Genomic DNA, 23,053 nt, shown 5'->3' with positions numbered 1-23,053 from the left:
AGGCCTTCAGCACGACCTCGCACTCGTCCTGCTTCTGCTCGGACAGCTCGTGGCCACCTGGCGCCTCCTCGACCGGCAGGGGGTGTGAGACGGGGAGCTCGGGTCGATCTCGCAGACGGCCTCGTCGCCGCCTCCGCCTCCACCGGGCGGCGGTGGGCCGCGTCGCACTCCTCGCCCACGGCTCGGGCGCCGCCGGCGCCGTGGTCACCGCACTCGTCCACCGTCGCGGTCCGCGCTGGGCGCCCCGGTGGCTCGCTGAGCGGATCCGCCTCGCGCGGACGGTCGACGCCTCGAGGGCTATCCGCGCGCGAACGCGGCGAGGAAGCGGTCCCGGAACCGGTCCATCCGCCACGCGGCCCCATGGTCCGCCGGACGGAGGCCCGGCGCCCATCCCCAGCCGGTGGTCGCCTGCAGGACGGCCGGATCGGCGGTGATCAGGGAGACGGGCACGTCGCGGTCGGCGTGCGGCCCGCTCACGATCTCGGCCGGCTGGTGGTCGCCGAGCATCACGACCACGAGGTTCGGATCGTGCGCCCCGACGACGAAGTCCGTGAGCGCGTCGATGGAGTACTGGATGGACTCGCCGTAGAGCGCCCGCACGGTCGCGGGGTTCTGCCAGGCGATCGCCGGCGGAATCCCTTCGCCCGGCATGCCGTCGTACACCGACCCGTCGCCGACGGTCGCGGGATCGACGAGATGCGGGAGGGGGGTCCAGGGCGTGTGCGAGGAGACGAGGTCGATCTCGGCCATGACCGGGGCGTGATGCGGCATCAGCTCGGCCTGCGCGAAGTGGGCGAGCGTGTACTGGTCGGGCATGGTCGCGTAGCTGAACGACGGGCCCGCGTACCCGACGTTCGTGGCGTCGTACATCCGGTCGTAGCCGTAGAAGCGCTGCCCCGCGGCCCACGGGTGCTTGTCGGACGGGACGTCGGACACGGTGCGCCAGCCGGCGGCGTGGAAGGCGCGGGTGAGGGTGAGCCGCTTCGTGGCCAGCAGCCGGTCGTACGAGGTCTGGTTCGGCACCCAGACGCCGGACTGCAGCGTCGAGTGGGCGAGCCAGCTGATCCCCCCGAACGTGGGCGAGATGAGCGTGCCCGTGCGCGCCGAGAAGCCCGCGGCGCGGAGCGTGCGGGTGTCGGCGGTCAGGGCGGCGTCGACGCCGGGCGAGAACGAGGTGCCCCGCACGGCCACCTGGCCGTAGCTCTCGACGAAGACGACGAGCACGTCCTTGCCCTGCAGCGGCCCTGAGCGGAGCGCGGACGAGCGTGCCGTGAACGGATCCGGCGCCTGCAGCGCCGCGCCGAACGATCGCACGGCCGCCGCCGAGGCGACCGTGCCGGCGACCTCGGAGGCGGTGAAGGCGGCCTCGCTGGTCGACGCCAAGGGTTCACCGGGGACGAGGGCAGCTCCGACCAGGGCGAGGGCCGCCCAGACGGCCGTGAGGCCGGCGACGACGCGCAGCGCCCTGCGCGGCCGGGCGCGGACGGCGCCGGCGATGGCGAGCACCGCCCCAACGAGGACGGCGAAGCAGACCGCGACGAGGACCACCGCGACCACGACGACCGCCACGGGCTGCACGCCGAGGGCGTCGGCGACGACGCCGGCGCCGGCGCTCAGCTGGCCGACGTCGGACACCGGGTCGAACGGCCTGCCCAGGCCGGCACCGACAGCCGCGTTCAGGGCCTTGGCGATCGTGAGGATCGTGAGCAGGACCCCGGACAGGACCGCGACGAGCCGACCGGCTCGCCGCGGGAGCACGGCGAGGAGCCCCGCGAGGAGGATCCCCTCGAGGGGTAGACGGAGGAGGGCGGCCGGCCGGAGGTCGGCCACGGCGTCGGGAACGACGAGGGCCGTCCAGACCAGGAGCACCCCGGCGACGCGAGCGACCGATCGCCGGCCCCCGCCGCCGGCTCCCGCCCGCTCAGCCGACTCGCGCATCGACCGGTTCCGCAACGATGGACCGCGCGTCCGGGGAGACGCCCAGCAGCCCGTGGATCTGCGTGCCGAACGACCAGGCCAAGGCGAGCGCGGCGGCGAGGGCGACTCCCTCGTCGATCGGCGGCCCCAGCAGGCCGGCGCAGACCACGGTGAGGACGACGCCCTGCACGGCCGCCACGACCTTGCGCCACAGCCTCGGCGGGGTGGGTGCGCCGAGCCGTGGTACCAGCAGGGTCGCGAGCAGCAGCAGGTAGCGCGCCGCCCCGACGAGCAGCACCCACGGCCCGACCCGCGATGCGGCCGCGACGCTGAGGGCGAGGACGAGCGCCGCGTCGACCTCCATGTCGAAGCGCGAGCCGAGCGCCGACACGGTGCCCGTCGCCCGGGCGACCCGCCCGTCGACGCCGTCGAGCACGAGCGCGACGGCGGCGATCACGACGAGCGTGACGGACCCGCGCCCGGCCGGCGCGCCGGCCACGAGGGCGACGACTCCGCCGACGAGCGCGCACCGCGCCCAGGTGATCGCGTTCGCGAGACCGACCCGCGGCGCCGCGTCGCGACGGAGTGCCCGAACGAGAAGGACGTCGCACAGCAGCCCGAAGCAGGCGCCCGCTGCGATTCCCACCGGCTCGACCGCCCCGGCGACCGCAGGCACGAGGAGCGCACCGCCCTGCGCCACCACGGCGATTCCGAGACCCCGTCGAACCAGATCCACCTGCAACTCGTCTCTCCCTATGACGGGTACGACGATCAGCGGGGCCGAAGGGTTCACTGAGGCGCAGCCGGGAGAGGAGGACGCGCATGCCGACGAGCGAACGCGCGTTCTGGATCCGCGAGCCGGGGGCGGGTGAGATCCGCACCGAGGTGCTGCGCGATGCGGGGGCCGGCGAGGTGCGGGTGCGCACGTCCTTCTCCGGCGTCAGCCGAGGCACGGAGCTGCTCGTCTTCGCCGGCCGCGTGCCGGCGTCCGAGCGCGAACGGATGCGGGCACCCTTCCAGGCGGGCGAGTTCCCGGGCCCCGTGAAGTACGGCTACCTGAACGTGGGCGTCGTCGAGGCCGGGCCGGCGGACCTGCTGGGGCGCACGGTCTTCTCCCTCGCCCCGCACCAGACGGCGAGCGTGCTGCCGGCGGATGCGGTGACGCCGGTACCCGAGCGGGTCCCGGCCCGCCGGGCCGTGCTGGCCGGGATCGTCGAGACGGCGCTCAACGCCCTCTGGGACCTCCCCGTGCTCGTCGGCGACCACGTCGCGATCGTCGGCGGCGGACTCGTCGGCTCGTGCGTCGCCCGGCTGGCGGCTCGGCAGCCGGGGACCACGGTGACCGTCGTCGACGTCGATCCGGCACGGGCCGCCCTGTCCGCGCCGCTCGGTGCACGGTTCGCGACGCCCGACGACGCCCCCCGGGACCAGGACGTGGTCTATCACGCGAGCGGAACGGCGGCCGGGCTCGAGCTCGCGCTGGAGCTGCTGCGGACGGACGGGACGGTCGCCGACCTCAGCTGGTACGGCGACACCCCCGTGACGCTTCGGCTCGGCGGCGGCTTCCACGCCCGCCGCCTGACGATCCGGTCCAGCCAGGTCGGCCTCGTGGCTCCCGCCCGTCGGGGCGCCCGGACGACGCGGGACCGGCTCGCGATCGCGCTGCGGCTGCTGGAGGATCCGGCCTTCGATGCGCTGCTCGCCGAGGCGACGCCGTTCGACGGCCTGCCCGGCCTGCTCACGAAGATGGCGGTCGGCGGACGGACCGGACTGTGCCAGGTGATCGAGTACGGAGGGACGTGACCCATGTTCAGCATCACGGTTCGGGACCACATGATGGTCGCGCACAGCCTCACCGGGGCCGTGTTCGGCCCCGCGCAGCGGCTGCACGGCGCGACGTACGTCGTCGAGGCGACGCTCCGGCGTCGCGACCTCGGGGCCGCGGGCGTCGTCGCCGACCTGGGGGCCGCCGCCTCCGCCCTGCGGGCGGTGCTGGATCCGTTGGACTACCGCAACCTCGACGAGGAACCGGACCTCGCGGGGCTGAACACCACGACGGAGGTGCTGGCGCGGCTCGTGGCCGATCGGCTGGCCGACCGGCTCCTCGCGGGCGCGCTCGGCGACGACGGCGCGGCGATCGAGTCGATCGCGGTGACGCTGCAGGAGTCGCCGACCGCCTCAGCCGCGTACGAGCGTGCGCTGTGAGCCCGGTCGCGTTCCTCGTGCCGGCCGGGGTGCAGGACAGCCGGCATCCGAGTGGCGGGAACCGCTACGACGTGGAGCTGGCCGGTGCGCTCCGGCTGGCCGGATGGCGCGCGCAGCTGGTCGAGCTCGACGCCGAGGAGCAGGGGGGCGACGCGGTCCTCGCCGGCCGCCCGTCCGGCGAACCGGTGCTGGTGGACGGGCTGCTGCTCGAGCGGGACGCCGTGTGGGACCCGCGGGATGATCACCGCCTCGTGCCGCTGCTGCACATGCCGCCTGCGGCGGGCGCCGCGTACGAGCTGCTCGGCCGCCTGGACACCGTCGTCACCACGAGCGCATGGACGCGGGACCGGATCCGCGGGCGCCTCCCGGCATCGACGTCGATCGTCGTCGCGCTGCCGGGGGTCAGGCCGACGCGGCTCGTGGCCACCTCACCGACGGGGCGGCGCATCCGCTGCGTCGGCGCGCTCGCGCCTCACAAGGGTCAGGACGTGCTCCTCGCGGCGCTCGGGCGCATCCGCCACCTCCCGTGGCGCTGCGAGCTCGTGGGCGCGACCGACGTCGACCCCGGGTTCACCCGGAGGATCCACCGCCTCGCCGCGGACCTCGGGATCGCGGACCGGGTCGTGCTGACCGGCCCCCGGCATGCGAACCCGGTGGACGGGCTCTACACCGGCGCCGATGTGCTCGTGCTGCCGTCCCGGACGGAGAGCTACGGCATGGTCGCCGCCGAGGCGCTCGCGTGCGGCGTCCCGGTGATCGCCACGGACACGGGCGGGGTCAGGGAGGCGATCGACCCCACGGCGGGGCTGCTCGTGCGTCCCGACGATCCGGCCGCCCTCGCCGCCGCCCTCGGCGTCTGGCTGTCCCGGACGGATCTCCGTCGGCGGCTGACCGCGGCGGCTCGGCAGGGCAGCAGCCACCGCCGGAGCTGGTCCTCGACGGCCGGGATCGTCGCGGACGTGCTCGCGGCAGCCCCCGTGACGCGCCTGCGCACCTCGGGGTGGTGATGGCAGCGATGAGCATCCGGGTGCCGTCGCTCCGATGGCCGGCCCGCCTCGCCGTGGCCGCGGTCCTCGGTGTGCTGCTGCTGCGGTTCGGCGCCGGGCCGTTCGTCGCGGGCCTGCAGCGGCTGACCGGCTTCGCGGTGCTCGTCGCGCTCGGGCTGACCGCGGTGGCGACGGTGGCGTCGGCGTGGCGCTGGTCCCTCGTCAGCCGGGCGATGGGCTCGCCGCTCCCCCTCAGGACGGCGATCTCGTCCTACTACCGGTCGCAGCTGCTGAACAGCGTGCTTCCGGGCGGGGTGACGGGCGACGTGGAGCGAGGCCTCCGGTCGACGGGGGTGCCGGGGCGGCGGCTCCACGGGCTGCGGGTCGTCGCGTGGGATCGGGGATCGGCCCAGATCGTGCAGCTGGCCGTGCTCGCCGCGGTGCTGCTCGGATCGCCGGGCCCACTCCGGCTCGTGGGCGCCGTCGTCGCGGTCGTGCTCGGCGCGGTGATCGCCGGCTCGCTCGTGGTCGGGCGGTCCGCTCCCCGGCGGTCCGGCGGGCGGGCGGCGCGGGCGGTCGCGTCCTTCCGGCAGGACCTGCAGCGGCTCGCCGGACGGCCAGGGACGGTGCTCGCCGTCGTCGGCGCCTCGGTGATCGTCGTGCTGCTGCACGCATCGGTGTTCGTGCTCGCGGCGGTGGTCACCGGCGGGTCGTTCGATCCGGTGCGGCTGCTGCCGCTCGCGCTCGCGGTGCAGGCCGCCATGGCGATCCCGGTCGGTCTCGGCGGCCTGGGGCCGAGGGAGGGCATGGCCGCGGTCGTCTTCGCCGGGGCGGGGCTCGGTGCCGCCCAGGGCGTGACCGCCGCGATCGCCTACGGGGCGCTCGCGTTGATCGCGGTGCTCCCGGGCGTGATCCCCTTGGCGCTGACGCACCGGCACCGCCGCGCGCGGGAGGGAGCCACCGGATGATCGACCGCCCCTACACCGTGCTGAGCTGCTGCATCTCCCTGGACGGGTACCTGGACGACGCCACCAGCAGCCGGTTGCACCTCTCGAACGCGCTCGACCTCGCTCGCGTGGACGCCGTGCGTGCGACGTGCGACGCCATCCTGGTCGGCGCCGGCACGGTGCGGAAGGACGATCCCCGCCTGCTGATCCGCGCACCCGCCCTCCGCTCGGCTCGCGTCGCGGCGAGGCGGCGTCCCTCACCGGTCAAGGTGACCGTGACGCGGACCGGGGCCCTGGATCCTCGTGCCCACTTCTTCACCGCGGGCGACTCCGATCGCCTCGTCTACTGCGCCGGGCCGGCCGTCCCGGCCGCCGGCCGGCGCTTCGGTGCCGCAGCGACGGTCGTCGATGCCGGGCCCCGGCCGACGATGGAGCGCCTGGTGACCGATCTCGCGACCCGAGGGATCGAGCGGCTCCTCGTGGAAGGGGGCGCTTCGGTGCTGACCCAGTTCCTCACCGCCGGCCTGGCCGACGAGCTGCAGCTCGCCGTCGCTCCGGTGTTCGTCGGCGACCATCGGGGTCCGCGGTTCGTCGAGGACGGCCGGTTCCCGTGGACGGCGGGGAGCCGGGCCGACCTGATCGGCACCCGCGCGATCGGCGACGTCGCCCTGCTGACCTACGCCCTGTCCCCTCGCTGCTCCGCACGTCCGGCCGGACAGGCGACGGACGCGGGGGACCTCCAGCGCGCCTCGCGCCGGCCCGCCGGCCCATGAGACCCCGGCTCCACGCCGGCGGCAGGTCCGGCTCCGCAAGGGCGGAGCGAGACTCCCCCGCGCTTGCACAGCATCGGGGGGCGTGCAACCCCCTCCTCGACACTCCCCGCCGCACTTACCGTTCTTCCGTCGAGACCGGGAACGCTCGACCGGAGGCCGAGTCCGTTCGCCGGCCGCCGCACTCGTCGTCGGGAAAAGGGATGCATACGTCGATGGCCAGGCACGTCACCGCCACTCCGTCGATCTGCGAGTGGCGACGGTTGGGCGAGTACTTGTGGGTCGGCACCGGGCCGTGGGGACCGATCGGGACCGTGGAGCGCGGACGTCGCTACAAGGCCGTGGACACGACCGGCACCCTGCTGGCGCGCTGCCACGATCTGGGCGAGGCGCAGGCCCTGCTCGAGCACCTCGCGGAGGCCCAGCAGGTGACCGCCGAGCAGCCGAGGCGGATCCGGGCGGCCTGACCCTGGCAGATGCGCGCGCGTTGCACCGGTAGCAAACCCTGTCAACGGCGCGCGGCGGCCTCGGCGACCGCCTACCGTCGGGGGGTGAAACACGTCACCATGGCGGACAAGTCGCTCCTGATCGGCAACGAGGCCGCCATCTCCTGCCGCAGTACGCGGCGCTGCTCGGTCAGCTCCGGCGCGGCGATTCCCTGACCCTCCGTGCGATCGGCGCGGACGGCGACGAGGTCGAGGTCGGATTCCTGCTCAACAGCGGGACGGTGCTGCTCATCGAGACCGCGACCGGCAACCTCCCGGAGCCGGACAACGCGGAGGGGATCACCTACATGCGCGAGCGGCTCGAGAGCTTCGAGTCCCCGATGGAGAACCCGGACCTGGTCGACGGCGAGGCCTGAGCCATGGGCACACTCACCTACGACGGCTGGGCGGTCGAGTTCGATGACCGGATCCTCGCGCACCTCCAGCTCGTGATCGTCCAGCGGCTGCGCCGCCAGGAGAGCTTCGCCGTCTCCTGGCTGGACGCGCTCAGCGCCGGCGACGGCCGGAGCTCGATCTGGCTCCACCCCGCGGTGCTCATGTACTTCCGCTTCGCGGGGTCGAAGCAGCCGATCGACGGCGACTGGATCCACCGGCTGAACGAATCGGCGAAGAGCTCCCTCGGACTCATCGTGACCACCGAGGACGGGCGCGTCGCCCGTTCCCTCTCGACCAAACGGATGTAGCGGCCCCGCTTCGGATGCGCCCCGGCCGCGACGCGGCCCGGTCCGCGTTTCGCTGATGCGGAACCTCGACCGAGGTCCCGCGTCGAGGATGGTCAGACCGTGCGGAGCAGCGCCGCGACGCTGTCGAGGGCGCCGGGGACGAGGGTGTAGTAGGCCCAGGTGCCGCGCTTGGCGCGGGTGAGGTAGCCGGCGTCGGTGAGCACCTTCAGGTGGTGGCTCACTGTCGGCTGCGTGAGGCCGAGCGGTTCGGTGAGATCGCACACGCACGCCTCGCCGCCCTCGTGCGCGGCGATCATCGAGACGAGGCGCAGCCGCATCGGGTCCGCGAGCGCCTTCAGCAGCGTCGACAGGTCGCGCGCACCCGCGGGGGTGATCGGCTCGCGGGTCAGCGGCGCGCACGTGTCGCCGATGCAGCACGCGGCGCTCGTCGCCGTGAGCGGCAGCAGGACGGTCGTCATGCGGCAATACTCGCACGAAACATCGATGAGCGTCTATGCTTCGATCGACCGCCGTCGATGGAAGAGCCCTGGTGACCGAGACCGATCCGACCGTCCTGTTCGTCTGCGTGCACAACGCGGGCCGGTCGCAGATGGCCGCCGGCTTCACCCGGGACCTGAGCGGGGGCGCCGTGCACGTGCTCTCCGGCGGCAGCGAGCCGGCCGAGAGCCTCAACCCCGTCGCGGTGCAGGCGATGGCCGAGGTCGGGATCGACATCGCGGCGAACCGGCCGCACGTGCTCGAGGTGGACGATGTCCGCGCCTCGGACGTCGTCATCACGATGGGCTGCGGCGACGCATGCCCGATCTTCCCGGGCAAGCGCTACGAGGACTGGGAGCTGACGGATCCGGCCGGACTCCCGCTCGAGCAGGTCCGCCCCATCCGCGACGAGATCCAGCGTCGCGTCGAGGAGCTCCTCGCCTCATTGGCGAGGTGAACGGGATCCGGAAGGAGGCGATCCATGGACGAGAACACCGGCTGCTGCGGCGGCATCGGCTGCTGCTGATCCGCGACGGGCGCCGCGCGGGCAAGGAACCGGCCCGCGCCGTGCCCCTCAGGACCTGTCCACAGCCGATCTGGAAGCATCGTCCGGATCGACGACGCGGACGGCGCCACGGGCGATCATCGATCTCGCCGTCCCGCAGGTCGGCAGTGGGATCCGACCTTCGGAAGGGGCGACCATGCGGTCGCCCGGTGGGCCGAGCTGCACCCCGGGTACCAGGCGCTCGAGGTCCTGCCCGGCTGAGCGCCGGCGGGAAGCACCGGCTCGGAGAGATCGAAGCGGTCGCCGTGCGGGACGCCCGAGGGCGGGCCCCCGGCCCGGTACTCAGGCCGACCCCACCGCCAGCCAGGCGGTCGCGGTCACCACCCCTGGGCCCGGGGGCATGCGGTCCGCGCAGTGCTGCCGGAGGCGCTCCCGAGCAGCGGGATGGAGCCGTGCCAGGTAGGCACCCGCCGGCCCGACCCCGAGGGTGTACGGCTGCCACCAGTCGTCGAAGTCGCGGTAGGGCAGCGAGACGGTGAGCTCGCCGCCGCGCACGTCCGTGAGCCCCGCTTCGGCGAGGAGCCGCACGAGCTCCCCGTCTCGTGCTCCCGGCAGGCCCGATTCCCCGGCGGCTCCGGGGTCCACCTCCCGGACGGCCGACCAGAACGGCGACAGCGGAGACCGGTCGCCGCCGTAGTCCCAGACGCTCGCCGCCACCACCCCGCCCCGCTTCGTGACCCTCGCCATCTCGGCCAGCCCGGCCACCGGATCCGTCATGAAGTTGACGACGAGCTGAGCGGCGGCGAGATCGAACGAGTCGCCCGGGAAGGGCAGCGCCTCAGCCGGCGCCTCCCGCACGTCGACCTCGGGCAGCCGTTCCCGCAGCGCGCGCACGAAGGATCGTGACGGCTCGACCGCGGCGACGGCCGCGGGCCCGAGCAGCGCGGCCAAGGGTGCGGTGAGCACGCCCGGACCCGCCCCCACGTCGAGCGCTCGACTGCCCGGCTGCGGCGCCAGGACGTCCAGGAACCGCACGGCCAGCTGCTCGGAGTACCGGCCCATGAACCGCTGGTAGTCCTCGGCCGCGACATCGAAGCTCATACACGGGGATCGTATGCCGGACCGACTCCGGGCTGTGGACCGGGAGGAACCGCCGGCGGGGCCGTCGTGGAGCCGGCCGATCCCGGCCGCCGCGACTCGGAGCCGATCAGTAGTCGTAGGCGTCGAGGTTGACGAACGTGGCCTGGTCGTCCTCGGTGGCCCCCGACGCGTAGGAGCCGCGGCCGGTGACCGAGGCGATGCGCCGTCGCAGATCCTCGGCGAGGTCGCCGACGGGGAGCTCGATCCCCTCGAGCTCGGGATCGTCGTTCTCGGTGAGCGCGATCTGGCTCGCGGGACCGATCAGGAGATCGGCGTGCTCCACGGTGCCGTTGCGGGCGACGGGGATGGTGACGGTGTCCGTGGTCCCGACGCGGCCCAGATACATGGCGTACTTCAGGATCAGGTCGGCGATGTCGCCGCGCGTCACCGCGATGTCCGCACCTGCCATCGAGATCCGCTTGAGGCCACTCACCGATCGATCTTGTCCGCATTCACCTGGAAGTTCAGGGGATTGCGGGCCGCGACCCGATTCGCTATGCCGTCCCCTGCGCGGCCGCGCGCCGGAGGCGCGGCTCGTCGATGGGCGGCCGATGGCGCCCGATGCGGCCGCGATCGTGTGCCCTGGGGCCTCCTGCGCGAAGCGGGGCGGCTAGGGTGCGCTCATGACCGATGGCGCGTTCGAGGCGAGCACGCTCGAGGCCGTCGGCGAGCTGCTCGCTCTCGCGGCCCGGGAGGGCTTCGGCATCACCTTCACCCCAGGCCCGGACGGCTGGACGATCGGCTACGTGCGCGGCATGGGCGGTGACGACCTGCTCACCGGGTTCGATCTCGGCGACCTCGCCCGAGGAGCCGTCGCGCCGCTGCTCGATCTCGCCGCGTCCTACGCCCAGGCGTCGGTGGACCTCCCGGCGACCGGGAGCTGAGCGCGCGTCAGGCCACCGAGCGACCGGAGACGGGTCCCTCCTCGTGCACCTCATGCCCCGCGAGGCATATCCAGAGGAAATGACCGCTGGCGTACGACAGGTCGTCGTACGTGCGGAATGCCGGACTCGTGCAGTCGGCGCGCGGGCACGCACCGGTGGCGTTCGCTCGATCCGTCATGGTTCGAGGTTGCGTCCCGAAGCTTGGAACATCGCCCGGGAGCGCCCGATCCCCACCGGATGCTCAGACGTATGCCGCGAGGGTACGTCGGCGAACGGTCACAGTCCCTCGGCGGCTTCCCGGATCGGCATGGGCGGCCGCACGGGGACGACCCCGATCGACGATCCACGCGCCCGGACGGTGCCCATCACGGTGACCGTGCCGGCGAGCAGGACCACCCCGGTCCACTGGGTGGGCGACAGCACCGCACCGAAGGCCAGGTAGTTCACGACGACCGTCGTCAGTGGGAAGGCCAGCTCGGCGAGCGTCGCGGCCGACGCCGGCGTGCTCTGCAGGCCCCGGTAGTAGACGAGCAGGGCGAGCAGCCCGGGCACGAGGGCGAGCAGCACGAGCGCCAGGACCGCCGTCCCGGAGAGCGAACCGAGGGCGGGGACGCTGCCGGTCGGCACGGCGACGGCGGCCGAGGCGATCAGGCCGAAGAAGAGCCGCAGCGCCGTGAGCTCGGCGAAGGGCATGAGTGCGCCGAGCCGGCGGCCGAGCACGGTGCCGGTACCCCAGAGCGCTGCCGCGGCCAGGGCGAGGAGCGCCGGCGCCAGGCCCTGCGCGCCGACGGCCAGCGGGTTCGCGAACGCGATCAGGTAGGCGCCGACGAGCCCGGCGACGAGGAATGCGCCGAACCGCGGGCGCAGGCGCTCGCCGAGCAGCAGGCGGGCGCCCGCCACGGCGAAGAGCGGCTGCACCTGCTGCAGCAGCACGGGGGTCGTGGGGCTGCCGAACGTGAACGCCTCCGTGAACAGGAGGGTCGCGAGGGCCGAGGCCCCGCAGCCGAGCACGAGCAGGGCGAGCCACTCCCGGAACCCGAAGACGCGGACCGCCCGGCGGAGGCCGCGGACGACGAATGGCGCGAGCAGCACGGTCGGCAGCAGGTGCTCGACGAGCACGAGGGCCGGTGTGGGCAGGCTGAGCGCGAGGCCGCGGCGGAAGAGCGGATCCGTGCCCCACAGCGCTGCGCCCAGCGCGACGAGGGCGATGCCCCCGCCGGTCACGGGCCGCCAGAAGCCGACGGGGGCGGCGTCGCGGGTCGCGGAGTCGGTCGACACCGGTCAACCCTCCCAAGGGGCGGAGTCGGTGCGGGGCATGGCGGACCTTCCGGAGCCGGGCGGATCGAGGACGACGTGCGGATCGAGGGTACGCGGCGCCGGGGCCGCGTCCGCCGCATGCGTCAGGCGACGGCGCCGCGCTGCCGCCGAGGCAGCAGGGCGCCGGCCGCGAGGAACGCGACGACGAAGAACCCCGCGAGCAGCCAGAGCGCGCCCAGCAACCCGACCGCCTGGCTGAGGAAGCCGACCACCGGCGGTCCCGCCAGGTTCGCGAGGTAGCCGAGCGAGGTCACCACGCTGACGCGGGCGGCGGAGTCGCCGCGGCCGCTCTGCGCCGCGGCCGAGGTGCCGAGCGGGAATCCCATCGAGACCCCGATCGCCCAGAGCACGACGCCGAGGAGCACGATCAGCGGCGGACCGCCGAGGATGAACAGCGCCATCCCGACCACGCCGGCCGCCGTCGTGAGCCGCACCGTCAGGACCGGCCCCAGCCGGTCGACGACCGGGCCCCCGAGGACCCGGCAGGTGGTCTCGGCCACCGCGAAGGCGGTGAAGTACAGGGCGGCGACCGCCGGGGTGAGGCCGTGGCCGCCCACGGCGCCGAGAGTCAGCCAGGTGTTGGCCGATCCCTCCCCCAGCTCGACGCAGAGCATCACGAGGCCGATGAGCAGCAGGCGCACGTCGCCCCAGCCCGCGAACCAGGCGCGGATGCGTTCGCCCATGGGCGGGGGCGCCTCGGCCGCGGGCTCGAACGCAGGCAGCCCGCGGACCGCGATCAGGGCGGCGACGATCGTGAGCGCGGACTCGACCAGGAACTGCTCGACCGGCGGCACGTCGAGCGCCGCAGCCGCGGCGCCGATGCCCGAACCGAGCACGGCGCCCGCCGACCAGCAGGCGTGCAGCAGCGGCATCAGCACGCGCCCGCTCTCCCGCTCGACCGCGGCGCCCTCGACGTTGATCATCACGTCGGTCGTGCCGATGCCGAAGCCCATCGCGACGAGGCCGACCTCGGTGAGCGCGGGTGAATGCCAGACGCCGCTCGCGATCCCGACGAAGGCGACCCCGAGGGCGGCGATGCTGAGGAACACCCCGATCCCCCGGCGGGGTCCGAGGCGGCCGAGGAGCCACGACGAGACGCCGAGGCCGAGCAGCGACGCGACCGTCATGCCGGCGACGAGCAGGCCGAGCGTCCCGTCGCCGACGCCCAGATCCTCCCGGATCGCGGGCAGGCGCGGCCCCCACGTCGCGAGGTTCACGCCACCGAGCGCGAACGCGACCGCCACTCCGTTGCGGTGCCGCCGGATCGCGATCGCATCCGCCGTCGTGGTCGCCACCCGACCATCCTGGCGGTCGCCGGCTGAGGTTCCGGTCTGTCGCGATGCGCCGCGGAGGTCAGCGCCGGTCGAAGACGGCCCGTCGGCTGGCGAGTCGCAGCTCGAGTTCCCGCATGACGATGCCGGCGAGATCCGTCAGGTCGCCGAGCTCCTCGTCGTCGAAGTCGCGGGTGCGCCGGTCGAAGACGCAGAGCGCCCCGAGATGGTGACCGTCCCACGTGATCAGCGGTGCGGCCGCGTAGGACCGCACCTGCGGGCCGTCGACCACGAGCGGGTTCCCGCTGGTCCGCGGATCCGTCGTCGCGTCGGGGATGCTCCACGGGCCGTCGCCACCCGGGTTCGTCGTGGAGCAGAAGGCGGTGCCGCGGTCCACCTCCTGAGCGTCCCAGCCCCGCCGGGACTTGAACCACACACGGTCGGCGTCGATGATCGTCACCAGTGCGATCGGGACCTTCAGCAGCCTGCTGGCCAGCCGCGTCACCTGATCGAACGCGACCTCGGGCGGGGTGTCGAGGATGTCGTATCGGCGCAGCGCCGCGAGCCGCTCGGCCTCGTCGTCGCGGGACGCGGGCGACCCGGGCGCGCGCCGGCCGACGAGCTCGTCGAGCACCAGGTCGTGGAAGCGGCCGGCGACGTCCGCGGCGCTGGGCCGGTCCTCGGGCCTCCTGAGGGTCATCGCGCGCAGCAGCTCGGCGACGCCGACCGGAAGGGCGTCCGGCACCTCCGGGTCCCGGTCGAGCCGCGCGTAGGCGGACACCTGGGCCGGTCCCGGGAACGCCTCCGCGCCGGTGAGCGCCTCCAGCAGCACGAGCCCGAGCGAGTAGACGTCGGAGGGCGGCCCGACCGGATCGCCCTCCGCCTGCTCGGGGCTGATATAGGCGGGGGTGCCGACGATGTAGTCGGCGTAGTCGCTGCCGTCGAGCAGCGATGCGAGCCCGAAGTCGGTGAGCTTGCCGCGGATGCGCGATCCCGGGGAGGGATCGGCGAGCAGCACGTTCGCAGGCTTGATGTCGCGGTGCAGCACGCCGCTGCCGTGCATGGCATCGAGACCGTCGGCGAGGTCGCGCCCCAGCGCGAGCACCTGCGGGACGGGCAGCGGCCCGTCCCGCAGCCGCTCCTTCAGGTCCGCTCCCTCGACGTACTCCATGACGAGGTAGGCCTGCGGCCGCCCGGGATCCGACACGTCGACGCCCGCGTCGTAGAGGGTGGTGAGCGCCGGGTGGTTGAGCGAGGCGACGAGCCGCGCCTCCGCGTGCTCGACGCGCACCCGGCGGTCGTCGGTGCGGGCCGAGTAGACCTTGATGGCGACGCGACGGCCGAGCAGCGAGTCGTCCGCGAGATGCACTGTGGCGATCGAGCCCCGCCCGAGCACCGATCCGAAGCGGTAGCGCGCGGCGAGCGCCGCCGGCACGGCGTCCCGTTCCTCCCGCTCCATCGCGGCTCCGTCCTGTCCAGGCCCGCGTCGTCGGCGACGGGTACCCGTCCGAGTATCCGGGACGGCGCCACGCGGGGACCACACCCCGAAGGGTGGAGGACGATGCCGGAGTGACCGACACCCCGCTGCGCTTCACCGTGCCCGGCTTCCGCACGGAGTCGGGGGTGGTGATTCCGGAGGCGCGGCTCGCCTACCGCACCTTCGGGTCGCCGGACGCGCCGCGCGGCGCCGTGCTGGTGCCGTCGCACTTCATGGCGGGGTCCGGCGACAACGAGTGGATGATCGGTGACGGCCTGGCGCTGGACCCACGCGAGTTCTTCGTGATCGCGACCGAGCTGCTCGGCAACGGGGTCTCCTCATCGCCGAGCACGACGCCGCCGCCGTTCGACGGCCCGCGCTTCCCGATCACCACGGTCCGCGACAGCGTGGCGCTGATCGCCCGCCTGCTCGAGGAGGGCCTCGGGGTGCACCACCTCGCCGCCGCCGTGGGCTTCTCGATGGGTGCGATGCAGGCCTTCCAGCTCGCGGTGAGCCGGCCCGGCCTCGCCGACCGCGTGGTCGCGCTCGCCGGGACCGCCCGCTGCTATCCGCACGGGGTCGCCCGGCTCGAGGGGCAGCTCGCCGCCCTGTTCGCGGATCCGCTGTTCGCGGGCGGCGAGTACCACGACCAACCGGCCGCCGGCATCGCCGCGTTCGGCACGGTGTGGTCCGCCTGGCTCTACTCGCAGCAGTGGTGGCGGGACGAGCTGTGGCGCGACACCGATCCGGATGCGACGTTCGAGTCGACGATGCGGGAGTTCCGCGAGGAGTTCCTCCCCGGCGCCGACGCCAACGACGTGGTGCTGCACTGCCGCACCTGGCAGCAGCACGACGTGGGGACCACGCCCGGTTTCGGCGGGGACACGCACGCCGCGCTCGCGTCGATCGAGGTACCGGTGCTTCTGATGCCCAGCGAGACCGACCTCTACTTCCCGATCGGCGACGCCCGGTACGAGGCGGAGGACCTGCCGGATCCGACGCTGCTGCCGATCCCGTCGCTGTGGGGGCATGCAGCCGGCGCGGGAGCGAGCCCCGCCGACCAGGCGTTCGTGAACCACGCCATCCGCCGGTTCCTCGACGGCGAACCGATCCTCGAGGCCGAGCCGGTCCTGCGGCGCCCCTGATCGCTCTCAGCGAACCGGGCGGAATACCCTTCCGTTCCGATCTGTTCCGATATATCGTGATGCAACGCCTCATCCGGAGGCGATGCCGACGGAAGGATTCCCATGCACAACCACACCACGTCCGCCATGCGCGGACACTTCGCACCCCATCACGCCCACGACCGTGGCCAGGCGACCCGCTTCCCCGCGGGGTTCGGCGGGCCCTGGGAGGGCATGTTCCCCGGCCGCGGGCCGCGGGGCTTCGGCGGCGGCTTCGGCCCCGGCGGGCCCCGCGCACGTCGCGGTGACGTCCGCAGCGCCATCCTCGGCCTGCTCGCGGACGGCCCCTCGAACGGCTACGGCCTGATCAAGTCGATCGCCGAGCGCACCGAGGGCGCCTGGACGCCGAGCCCCGGCTCGGTCTACCCGACGCTCGCCCAGCTCGTCGACGAGGGCCTCGTCGCCCAGGCCGAGGGGCCTCGCGGCGCGTACTCGATCACCGACCCCGGTCGGGCCTACGTCGAGGCGCACCAGGACGAGATCGACAGCGCGTTCGCCTTCGCCCGCGGCGAGCACCGCGGCGACGACGAGCTGTTCACCGCGGCGCGCAAGCTCGCCGGTGCCGTGATGCAGTTCCGCGGCGGCGTGAGCGCCGAGCAGCGGAGCCGCGCCACGGAGAAGCTCGACGAGCTCCGCCGGGAGCTGTACCGCATCCTCGGCGAGTGACCGCACCTCCACGGCCCCCGTCCGCCCGGTCCTCCGGGTGGGACGGGGGCCGTGCCGTGCTTCGATGAGGGCATGGACCCGTCCGCACATCTCGACGACCTCGCCGCCTTCGTCACCGCCTCCCCCAGCTCCTACCACGCGGCCGCGGAGATCGCCCGCCGGCTGACGGGCGCCGGCTACCGCGTGCTCGACGAGCGCGACGACTGGAGTGGCGACGTCGGGCCGGGCGACCGCGTGCTCGTCGTGCGCGACGGCGCCGTCGTGGCACTCGCACTGCCGGGCGACGCCTCCCCCACGACGCCGTTCCGTATCGTCGGCACGCACACCGACTCCCCCGGCTTCACGCTCAAGCCCGAGCCGTCGGTCCCCGGCGCCGCCTGGCAGCAGCTGGGCGTGGAGATCTACGGGGGCCCGATCCTCGCCTCCTGGTTCGACCGCGAGCTCGAACTCGCGGGCCGGGTCGTCGACGCCGACGGCGACGTCCACCTGATCCGCACCGGGCCGATCGCCCGCATCCCGCACCTCGCGATCCATCTCGACCGCGACACGAACAGCGGGTTCACGCCGGACCGGCAGCGCGACACGGCCCCCGTCGTGGGCGTGACGGGCGACCCGGCCGACCTGCTCGGGGCCATCGCGGATGCGGCCGGGATCCCCGTGCATGCCGTCGCCGGCATGGACGTGCTCACGGTCGACAGCCAGCCGCCCAGGCGCTTCGGTCTGGACGGAACGCTCTTCGCGTCCGCGCGGCTGGACAACCTCAGCTCGGCGCACGCGGGCGCCGTCGCGCTCGAGGCGGCGCAGCCCGTGGGGGTGATCGCGGTGCTCGCCGCGTTCGACCACGAGGAGATCGGATCCGAGAGCCGGTCCGGTGCCGCGGGGCCCCTGCTCGCCGACGTGCTCGAGCGGGTCTCGGCCGCGCTCGGCGGGGACCGGCTCACCATGCACCGGGCGTTCGCGGACTCGTGGTGCCTCTCCGCCGACGCCGGGCATGCCGTGCACCCGAACCGCGGCGACCGGCACGACCCGGTGGTGCGCCCGGTGGCCGGCGGTGGCCCGCTGCTGAAGATCAACGCGAACCAGCGCTACACGACGGACGCGGTCGGCACCGCCCTGTGGACCCGCGTCTGCGCGGTGGCGCAGGTGCCGTGGCAGCCGTTCGTCTCGAACAACGCGGTGCCGTGCGGGTCGACGATCGGGCCGATCACCGCCACCCGGCTCGGCATCCGGACGCTGGATGTCGGCACGCCCCTGCTGTCCATGCACTCCGCCAGGGAGCTCTGCCACGTCGACGACCCGGGCCGCCTGGCGGCCGCAGCGGAGACGTTCCTGTCGGGCACCGACAGGAACCGATGAGCGCAGCCCTGTCGGGCACCGACAGGAACCGATGAGCGCAGCCCTGTCCGGCGCGAGCGCAGCTTGATCGCTTCCGGGGCGCCGGACGGACACCCTCCTGCTGCAGCGTGCCGACGTGTCGCTCCGGCTCTGATTCCGGACGCTCCTCGACGGGGGGGTGAGTCGAGGTCAGGGGCGGCGCAGGCGGTAGAGCACGTGGCGGCGGAGGGGATGCCCGTCGGGCAGTACCGGGTGGTCGAAGTCGTCGGCCGGATCGTGGGTCATGCCGATGCGCTCCATGACGGCTCGCGAGCGGAGGTTGCCCACGGCGGTGAAGGAGACGATCCCGTCGAGGCCGAGCTCGTCGAAGCCGAACCCGACGGCGGCGCGAGCCGCCTCCGACGCGTAGCCGTGCCCCCAGGCAGCGCGGGCCAGCCGCCAGCCCACCTCGACGGCGGGCGTGAAGTGCGCCGGGAAGCGCGGCACAGCGAGTCCGGTGAATCCGATGAACCGGCCGGTCTCACGGACCTCCAGCGCCCAGAGGCCCCAGCCGTGCTGCTCGTGGTGCTGGATGAGGCGATCGACGAAGGCGTCGGTCTCCGGACGGCTGAGCGTCGCGGGGAAGTGCTCCATGACGGCGGGATCGGCGTTCAGCGCTGCGAACGGCTCCCGGTCCTCCTCGCGCCACCGGCGCAGCAGCAGCCGCTCGGTGACGGGCTCCACGTCACGCCGCGAGGAGCGCCAGCACGGCCTCGCCGTACCGCTCGAGCTTGGCGGCACCGATGCCGCTCACCGCGCCGAGCGCCGTGAGCGACCCCGGCCGCGCGGTGGCGAGGGCCTTCAGGGTCGCGTCGCCGAAGACGACGTAGGCGGGCACGCCCTGCTCCTTCGCCTGGGTGGCGCGCCAGGAGCGCAGCCGCTCGAACAGGGCGAGCTGCTCCCCGTCGAGATCCGCCGCGACGGGCCGCGCCTTCTTCGCGCCGCCCCCGGAGTGCGACCGGGCGAGGTCGTGCCGCAGCCGCACCTCGTGCCCGCCCTTCAGCACGTCGCCGGCGAGCGCGCCGAGCCCCAGGGTGCCGTAGTCGTCGGCGATCGCGACGACCCCCTGCGCGATGAGCTGCCGCAGCACGCTGCGCCAAGCGCGGTCGTCGAGGTCGGCGCCGACCCCGAACGTGCTCAGCTCGTCGTGGTGGTGCTGGGCGATGCGCGGGGTGTGCTTACCGCGCAGGATGTCGATGATCTGGCCGCCGCCGAACCGCTGGTTGCGCTCCCGCTGCAACCGCACGATCGTCGACAGCAGCTTCTGGGCGGGGACGGTGCCGTCCCAGGTGTCGACCGGCTCGAGGCAGGTGTCGCAGTTGCCGCAGTCCTCGTCGCTCGGCTGGTCGAAGTAGGCGAGAAGCTGGCGGCGCCGGCAGGTGACCGTCTCGCAGAGGGCGAGCATCGCGTCGAGGTTCGCGCTCTGCCTGCGGCGGTGGGCGGCGTCGCCCGAGCCGCGGTCGATCAGCCGGCGCAGCTGTACGACGTCGGCGAGCCCGTAGGCGAGCCAGGCGGTGGCGGGCAGGCCGTCGCGGCCGGCTCGGCCCGTCTCCTGGTAGTAGCCCTCGACCGACTTCGGCAGGTCGATGTGCGCGACGAACCGCACGTCGGGCTTGTCGATGCCCATGCCGAACGCGATCGTCGCGACCACGACCACGCCGTCCTCACGGAGGAACCGGGACTGGTTGGCGGCGCGGATGCGGGCGTCGAGGCCGGCGTGGTACGGGATCGCGGTGATGCCGTGCTGCGACAGCCAGTCGGCGGTCGACTCGACCGAGGCCCGCGACAGCGCGTAGACGATGCCGGCGTCACCGGCGTGCTCGGTGCGGAGGAACTTCAGCAGCTGCTGCTTCGCGTCGTCCTTCGGCACGATCCGGTACTGGATGTTCGGGCGGTCGAAGCTCGCGACGAACTGGGCCGCATCCGTGAGGGACAGCCGCTGGGTGATCTCGCGGTGGGTCGCCTCGGTCGCCGTCGCGGTGAGCGCCATGGTCGGCACGCCTGGCCACCGGCCGACGAGGTCGGCGAGACCGAGGTAGTCGGGGCGGAAGTCGTGGCCCCACTGGGCGACGCAGTGCGCCTCGTCGATCGCGAAGACGGAGAGGCCCGGCCCCTCCGCGACTCGGTCGAGGAGGTGTCGCGTGGACTCGGACGCGAGCCGCTCGGGCGCGACGTAGACGAGGTCGACCTCGCCGGCGAGCAGCGCCGCCTCGACCGCACGCCGCTCGTCGGGGTCCTGCGTCGAGTTGAGGTACTCGGCCCGCACACCGACCGCCCGGAGGGCGTCGACCTGGTCGTGCATGAGTGCGATGAGCGGCGAGACCACGAGACCGGTGCCCCGTCGGACGAGGGCCGGGATCTGGTAGCAGAGGGACTTGCCCGCGCCGGTCGGCATGAGCACGACGGCGTCGCCGCCGCCGACCACCTGCTCGACGACCTCCCCCTGCAGACCCCGGAAGGCCTCGTAGCCGAAGACCCGGTTCAGCACATCGAGCGGGGCGATGGCCGTGGTCGTCACGTGCGCGAGAGTAGCCGCGGCGTGCGACATCGCGGGGCGCGGATCCACAGCGAGGTCATCAGGAGAACGACCGCTCCCCGGCCGGGATCGCCACGGTCAGGCGGTTGCCCGCCGGGGCGAGCGGGCAGGCCCACTCGGGGTCGTACGCGCACGACGGGTTGTAGGCGAAGTTGAGGTCGAGCACGAGCCGGCCACCGCCACCGCCGAGGTCCGCGCCCTTCACGGTGTCGAGCAGGTAGCGGCCGCCGCCGTAGGTGCCACCGGGGGTGCCCGCCGAGGCGTCTCGGACGGGCACGAAGATCCCCCCGCCGTAGGACGCGAGCCGCCACACGTCGAGGGTCCCGACGTCCGGCAGCCGGACGAGCCCGACCCGCTCGAACGGGACGACGCCGTCGGTGCCGGTCGGCACGTCGAGACGGGCGGATCCGGTCGGCTCCACCTCCGCCTCGAACCGCCAGTCGGGGTCGTAGGCGGGCACCACGAGGCCGTCGAAGCCGGGCCGGTCCTCGGGCAGGAGCGGCGTCGCGGGGTGCTCCCGGAACATCCTGTCCCGCTGCGCCCGCCAGAGGGCGTGGCCCTCGGCGGGCGACGCAGCGGCCCGGACCGCCGCGTACATCGCGAAGGTGCTGCGCCGCCAGTCGAGCACGGCGAGCGCCGAAGCCGGCTGCGCGCTCATCGGGCGAGGGCCTCCACCGGGTTCTCCCCGGCGCCGACGGTCACGAAGTCGGCCTCGATGCCGGCGCGCTCGAGCAGCTCGGCGAACCGGCGCCGCCGCCGGGCGGTGATCAGCGTGACGACCGTGCCCGACGCCCCGGCTCGGCCGGTGCGGCCGGAACGGTGCAGGTAGGTCTTGTAGTCCTCGGCGGCGTCCGCGTGCACGACGAGGTCGATGTGGTCGACGTGGATGCCGCGAGCGGCGACGTCGGTCGCCACGAGCGCCTCGACCTTGCCGTCCGAGAACCGGGCCAGGTTGCGGGTGCGCCGTCCCTGGTTGAGATCGCCGTGGAGGCTCTCCGCCCGCACGCCCGCCCCGTCGAGCTCATCGGCGAGCTGCTCGGCGAACGCTCGGGTGCGGGCGAACACGAGCGTGCGGTCGACGGAGCCGAGCAGCGCGGTGAGCACCGGCAGCTTCTCCCCCTGCTCGATGACGAGCACGCGGTGGGCCGCGGTGCTCTCGCCGTCCACGTCGGCGACCTCGTGCACGGCGGGCTCCGGCAGGAACTCGTCGACGAGGGTCGACACGGCGGCGTCGAGGGTCGCCGAGAAGAGCATCCGCTGCCCCCGTGCGGGCACGAGCCGCAGCAGCCGCTGCATCGGCTCGAGGAAGCCGAGGTCGGCCATGTGGTCGGCCTCGTCGAGCACGGTGATCTCGATCTCGCCGAGGTCGAGGCGGCCCTGCTCGAGCAGGTCCTCCATGCGGCCCGGTGTGCCGATCACGATGTCGACACCCTTCGCGAGTGCGCCGACCTGGCGCCCCTGGGGCACACCGCCGACGATCTGCGTGGTGAAGAGGCCGACGGCGCGGGCGATGGGCTGCACGGTGCGGTCGATCTGCAGGGCGAGCTCGCGCGTCGGGGCGAGGATGAGGGCCCGCGGGGCCCTTCCCATCCGGCGCCCTGTCCCGGCGCGGGCGGACTCGTGCCAGTTGCGCATGAGGCGCTCCACGAGGGCCGCGCCGAACGCGATCGTCTTGCCCGAGCCCGTCCGCCCGCGACCGAGCACGTTGCGGCCGGCGAGGGCGTCGGGGACGGTCGCGGCCTGGATGGGGAACGGGGTCGTCGCACCGAGGGCGGCGAGCGCCTTCGTGATGCCCTCCCCGAGGCCGAGATCGGCGAACGTCACGCCGGCGACGTCCGCGGCCGTGACGACTTCGCCCTGGAGGTGCTCGAGCACGACGTCCTCGGGCGGTGTCCACGCGGAGGACGCGGCATCGTGGAAGCGCGGCCGGTCGTCGCGCTCGACCCGGCCGGGCCGCTCCGGACGCTCGGTGCGCTGCGGCCGGTCGCGGTGCTGCGGACGGTCGCCGCGCTGGGGACGATCACCGTACGAGGGGCGGTCCGGCCGGTTCCCGTGCTGCGGCCGCTCGGACGCGCGGTCGCCGTACATGGGGCGGTCGGACCACTGCGGGCGGTCCATCCGCTGCGGGCCGTCCGAGCGCGGACGTCGGCTCGCGGGCGCGTCCGCGCGGAACGAGCGCACCGGCCGGTCCGGACGCGGGGCGCGGTC

General features: G+C 74.0%; 25 protein-coding genes. 13 read left to right on the top strand and 12 right to left on the bottom strand.

Annotation, left to right across the window (positions count from 1 at the left end):
- Nucleotides 1–297: 297 nt before the first annotated feature.
- On the bottom strand, nucleotides 298–1,938 hold the full coding sequence (locus JWQ92_RS12975; protein ID WP_297344879.1) for a CDP-alcohol phosphatidyltransferase: 1,641 nt from the start codon (nucleotides 1,936–1,938) through the stop codon (nucleotides 298–300).
- On the bottom strand, nucleotides 1,922–2,653 hold the full coding sequence (locus tag JWQ92_RS12970) for a CDP-alcohol phosphatidyltransferase family protein (RefSeq protein WP_297344878.1): 732 nt from the start codon (nucleotides 2,651–2,653) through the stop codon (nucleotides 1,922–1,924). Before JWQ92_RS12970 ends, JWQ92_RS12975 begins: the two co-directional genes overlap by 17 nt.
- Before the next feature lie 86 nt (nucleotides 2,654–2,739).
- Between JWQ92_RS12970 and JWQ92_RS12965 the strand changes: the two genes are divergently transcribed.
- From JWQ92_RS12965 to JWQ92_RS12930, 8 genes are all read left to right on the top strand, one after another.
- On the top strand, nucleotides 2,740–3,720 hold the full coding sequence (locus JWQ92_RS12965; protein ID WP_297344877.1) for a zinc-binding alcohol dehydrogenase: 981 nt from the start codon (nucleotides 2,740–2,742) through the stop codon (nucleotides 3,718–3,720).
- Nucleotides 3,721–3,723: 3 nt separating this feature from the next.
- On the top strand, nucleotides 3,724–4,122 hold the full coding sequence (locus tag JWQ92_RS12960) for a 6-carboxytetrahydropterin synthase (RefSeq protein ID WP_297344876.1): 399 nt from the start codon (nucleotides 3,724–3,726) through the stop codon (nucleotides 4,120–4,122).
- Nucleotides 4,119–5,129 (top strand): glycosyltransferase family 4 protein, encoded by a 1,011-nt coding sequence (locus JWQ92_RS12955; protein WP_297344875.1) that lies wholly within the window; start codon nucleotides 4,119–4,121, stop codon nucleotides 5,127–5,129. Before JWQ92_RS12960 ends, JWQ92_RS12955 begins: the two co-directional genes overlap by 4 nt.
- An 8-nt stretch (nucleotides 5,130–5,137) precedes the next feature.
- On the top strand, nucleotides 5,138–6,076 hold the full coding sequence (locus JWQ92_RS12950) for a lysylphosphatidylglycerol synthase transmembrane domain-containing protein (RefSeq protein WP_297344874.1): 939 nt from the start codon (nucleotides 5,138–5,140) through the stop codon (nucleotides 6,074–6,076).
- Entirely contained in the window at nucleotides 6,073–6,828 is a 756-nt protein-coding gene (locus tag JWQ92_RS12945) for a RibD family protein (protein ID WP_297344873.1), read from the top strand. The genes JWQ92_RS12950 and JWQ92_RS12945 overlap by 4 nt, the downstream gene beginning before the upstream one ends.
- 212 nt (nucleotides 6,829–7,040) lie before the next feature.
- Complete coding sequence (locus tag JWQ92_RS12940) at nucleotides 7,041–7,292, top strand: hypothetical protein (protein WP_297344872.1); 252 nt, start codon at nucleotides 7,041–7,043, stop codon at nucleotides 7,290–7,292.
- A 260-nt stretch (nucleotides 7,293–7,552) separates the two neighbouring features.
- Nucleotides 7,553–7,687 carry a hypothetical protein gene (locus JWQ92_RS12935; RefSeq protein ID WP_297344871.1) on the top strand — a complete coding sequence of 45 codons (135 nt, stop codon included), beginning with the start codon at nucleotides 7,553–7,555 and terminating at the stop codon, nucleotides 7,685–7,687.
- A 3-nt stretch (nucleotides 7,688–7,690) separates the two neighbouring features.
- A complete protein-coding gene (locus tag JWQ92_RS12930) occupies nucleotides 7,691–8,014 on the top strand; it encodes an ATP-dependent DNA ligase (RefSeq protein WP_297344870.1) in 324 nt (107 codons plus the stop codon).
- A 92-nt stretch (nucleotides 8,015–8,106) separates the two neighbouring features.
- Here JWQ92_RS12930 and JWQ92_RS12925 read toward each other — a convergent pair whose 3' ends face one another.
- Nucleotides 8,107–8,472, bottom strand: a complete 366-nt coding sequence (locus JWQ92_RS12925) for a metalloregulator ArsR/SmtB family transcription factor (RefSeq protein ID WP_297344869.1) — start codon at nucleotides 8,470–8,472, stop codon at nucleotides 8,107–8,109.
- A gap of 71 nt (nucleotides 8,473–8,543) precedes the next feature.
- On the opposite strand from JWQ92_RS12925, the gene JWQ92_RS12920 reads away from it, so the two are divergent.
- Entirely contained in the window at nucleotides 8,544–8,948 is a 405-nt protein-coding gene (locus JWQ92_RS12920) for an arsenate reductase ArsC (RefSeq protein ID WP_297344868.1), read from the top strand.
- Nucleotides 8,949–9,338: 390 nt separating this feature from the next.
- Here the strand turns inward: JWQ92_RS12920 and JWQ92_RS12915 are convergent, their stop codons facing one another.
- Nucleotides 9,339–10,097: a class I SAM-dependent methyltransferase gene (locus JWQ92_RS12915; protein WP_297344867.1), complete on the bottom strand. Its 759-nt coding sequence runs from the start codon at nucleotides 10,095–10,097 to the stop codon at nucleotides 9,339–9,341.
- 106 nt (nucleotides 10,098–10,203) lie between these two features.
- On the bottom strand, nucleotides 10,204–10,569 hold the full coding sequence (locus tag JWQ92_RS12910) for a hypothetical protein (protein WP_297344866.1): 366 nt from the start codon (nucleotides 10,567–10,569) through the stop codon (nucleotides 10,204–10,206).
- Nucleotides 10,570–10,759: 190 nt separating this feature from the next.
- Between JWQ92_RS12910 and JWQ92_RS12905 the strand changes: the two genes are divergently transcribed.
- On the top strand, nucleotides 10,760–11,020 hold the full coding sequence (locus JWQ92_RS12905) for a hypothetical protein (protein ID WP_297344865.1): 261 nt from the start codon (nucleotides 10,760–10,762) through the stop codon (nucleotides 11,018–11,020).
- Between the two features lie 276 nt (nucleotides 11,021–11,296).
- Here the strand turns inward: JWQ92_RS12905 and JWQ92_RS12900 are convergent, their stop codons facing one another.
- From JWQ92_RS12900 to JWQ92_RS12890, 3 genes are all read right to left on the bottom strand, one after another.
- Complete coding sequence (locus tag JWQ92_RS12900) at nucleotides 11,297–12,298, bottom strand: DMT family transporter (RefSeq protein WP_297344864.1); 1,002 nt, start codon at nucleotides 12,296–12,298, stop codon at nucleotides 11,297–11,299.
- A 122-nt stretch (nucleotides 12,299–12,420) separates the two neighbouring features.
- Nucleotides 12,421–13,632 carry an MFS transporter gene (locus JWQ92_RS12895; RefSeq protein ID WP_297344863.1) on the bottom strand — a complete coding sequence of 404 codons (1,212 nt, stop codon included), beginning with the start codon at nucleotides 13,630–13,632 and terminating at the stop codon, nucleotides 12,421–12,423.
- 58 nt (nucleotides 13,633–13,690) lie between these two features.
- A complete protein-coding gene (locus tag JWQ92_RS12890; RefSeq protein ID WP_297344862.1) occupies nucleotides 13,691–15,067 on the bottom strand; it encodes a GAF domain-containing serine/threonine-protein kinase in 1,377 nt (458 codons plus the stop codon).
- Between the two features lie 110 nt (nucleotides 15,068–15,177).
- Here JWQ92_RS12890 and JWQ92_RS12885 point away from each other — a divergent pair, with 110 nt between their 5' ends.
- The 3 genes from JWQ92_RS12885 (at nucleotide 15,178) to JWQ92_RS12875 (ending at nucleotide 18,291) form a co-directional block, all read left to right on the top strand.
- Nucleotides 15,178–16,230 (top strand): alpha/beta fold hydrolase, encoded by a 1,053-nt coding sequence (locus tag JWQ92_RS12885; RefSeq protein ID WP_297344861.1) that lies wholly within the window; start codon nucleotides 15,178–15,180, stop codon nucleotides 16,228–16,230.
- A gap of 102 nt (nucleotides 16,231–16,332) precedes the next feature.
- Nucleotides 16,333–16,935, top strand: a complete 603-nt coding sequence (locus tag JWQ92_RS12880) for a PadR family transcriptional regulator (RefSeq protein ID WP_297344860.1) — start codon at nucleotides 16,333–16,335, stop codon at nucleotides 16,933–16,935.
- A 72-nt stretch (nucleotides 16,936–17,007) separates the two neighbouring features.
- Nucleotides 17,008–18,291 (top strand): M18 family aminopeptidase, encoded by a 1,284-nt coding sequence (locus tag JWQ92_RS12875; protein ID WP_297344859.1) that lies wholly within the window; start codon nucleotides 17,008–17,010, stop codon nucleotides 18,289–18,291.
- Nucleotides 18,292–18,459: 168 nt separating this feature from the next.
- Here the strand turns inward: JWQ92_RS12875 and JWQ92_RS12870 are convergent, their stop codons facing one another.
- The 4 genes from JWQ92_RS12870 to JWQ92_RS12855 all read right to left on the bottom strand — a co-directional run.
- Nucleotides 18,460–18,993 (bottom strand): GNAT family N-acetyltransferase, encoded by a 534-nt coding sequence (locus JWQ92_RS12870; RefSeq protein ID WP_297344858.1) that lies wholly within the window; start codon nucleotides 18,991–18,993, stop codon nucleotides 18,460–18,462.
- Between the two features lies 1 nt (nucleotide 18,994).
- Nucleotides 18,995–20,857, bottom strand: a complete 1,863-nt coding sequence (gene recQ / locus JWQ92_RS12865) for a DNA helicase RecQ (RefSeq protein ID WP_297344893.1) — start codon at nucleotides 20,855–20,857, stop codon at nucleotides 18,995–18,997.
- Between the two features lie 28 nt (nucleotides 20,858–20,885).
- Nucleotides 20,886–21,503: a DUF1684 domain-containing protein gene (locus JWQ92_RS12860; protein ID WP_297344857.1), complete on the bottom strand. Its 618-nt coding sequence runs from the start codon at nucleotides 21,501–21,503 to the stop codon at nucleotides 20,886–20,888.
- Nucleotides 21,500–23,053: DEAD/DEAH box helicase (locus JWQ92_RS12855; RefSeq protein ID WP_297344856.1), on the bottom strand; the 1,554-nt coding region annotated here is incomplete at its 5' end. The genes JWQ92_RS12855 and JWQ92_RS12860, both read right to left, overlap by 4 nt.

It is taken from the genome of Amnibacterium sp. (assembly GCF_025463795.1).
Lineage (GTDB): Bacteria > Actinomycetota > Actinomycetes > Actinomycetales > Microbacteriaceae > Amnibacterium.
Note: the sequence above shows the minus strand (reverse complement) of the source record. Positions and strands in the feature narration are given on the sequence as shown.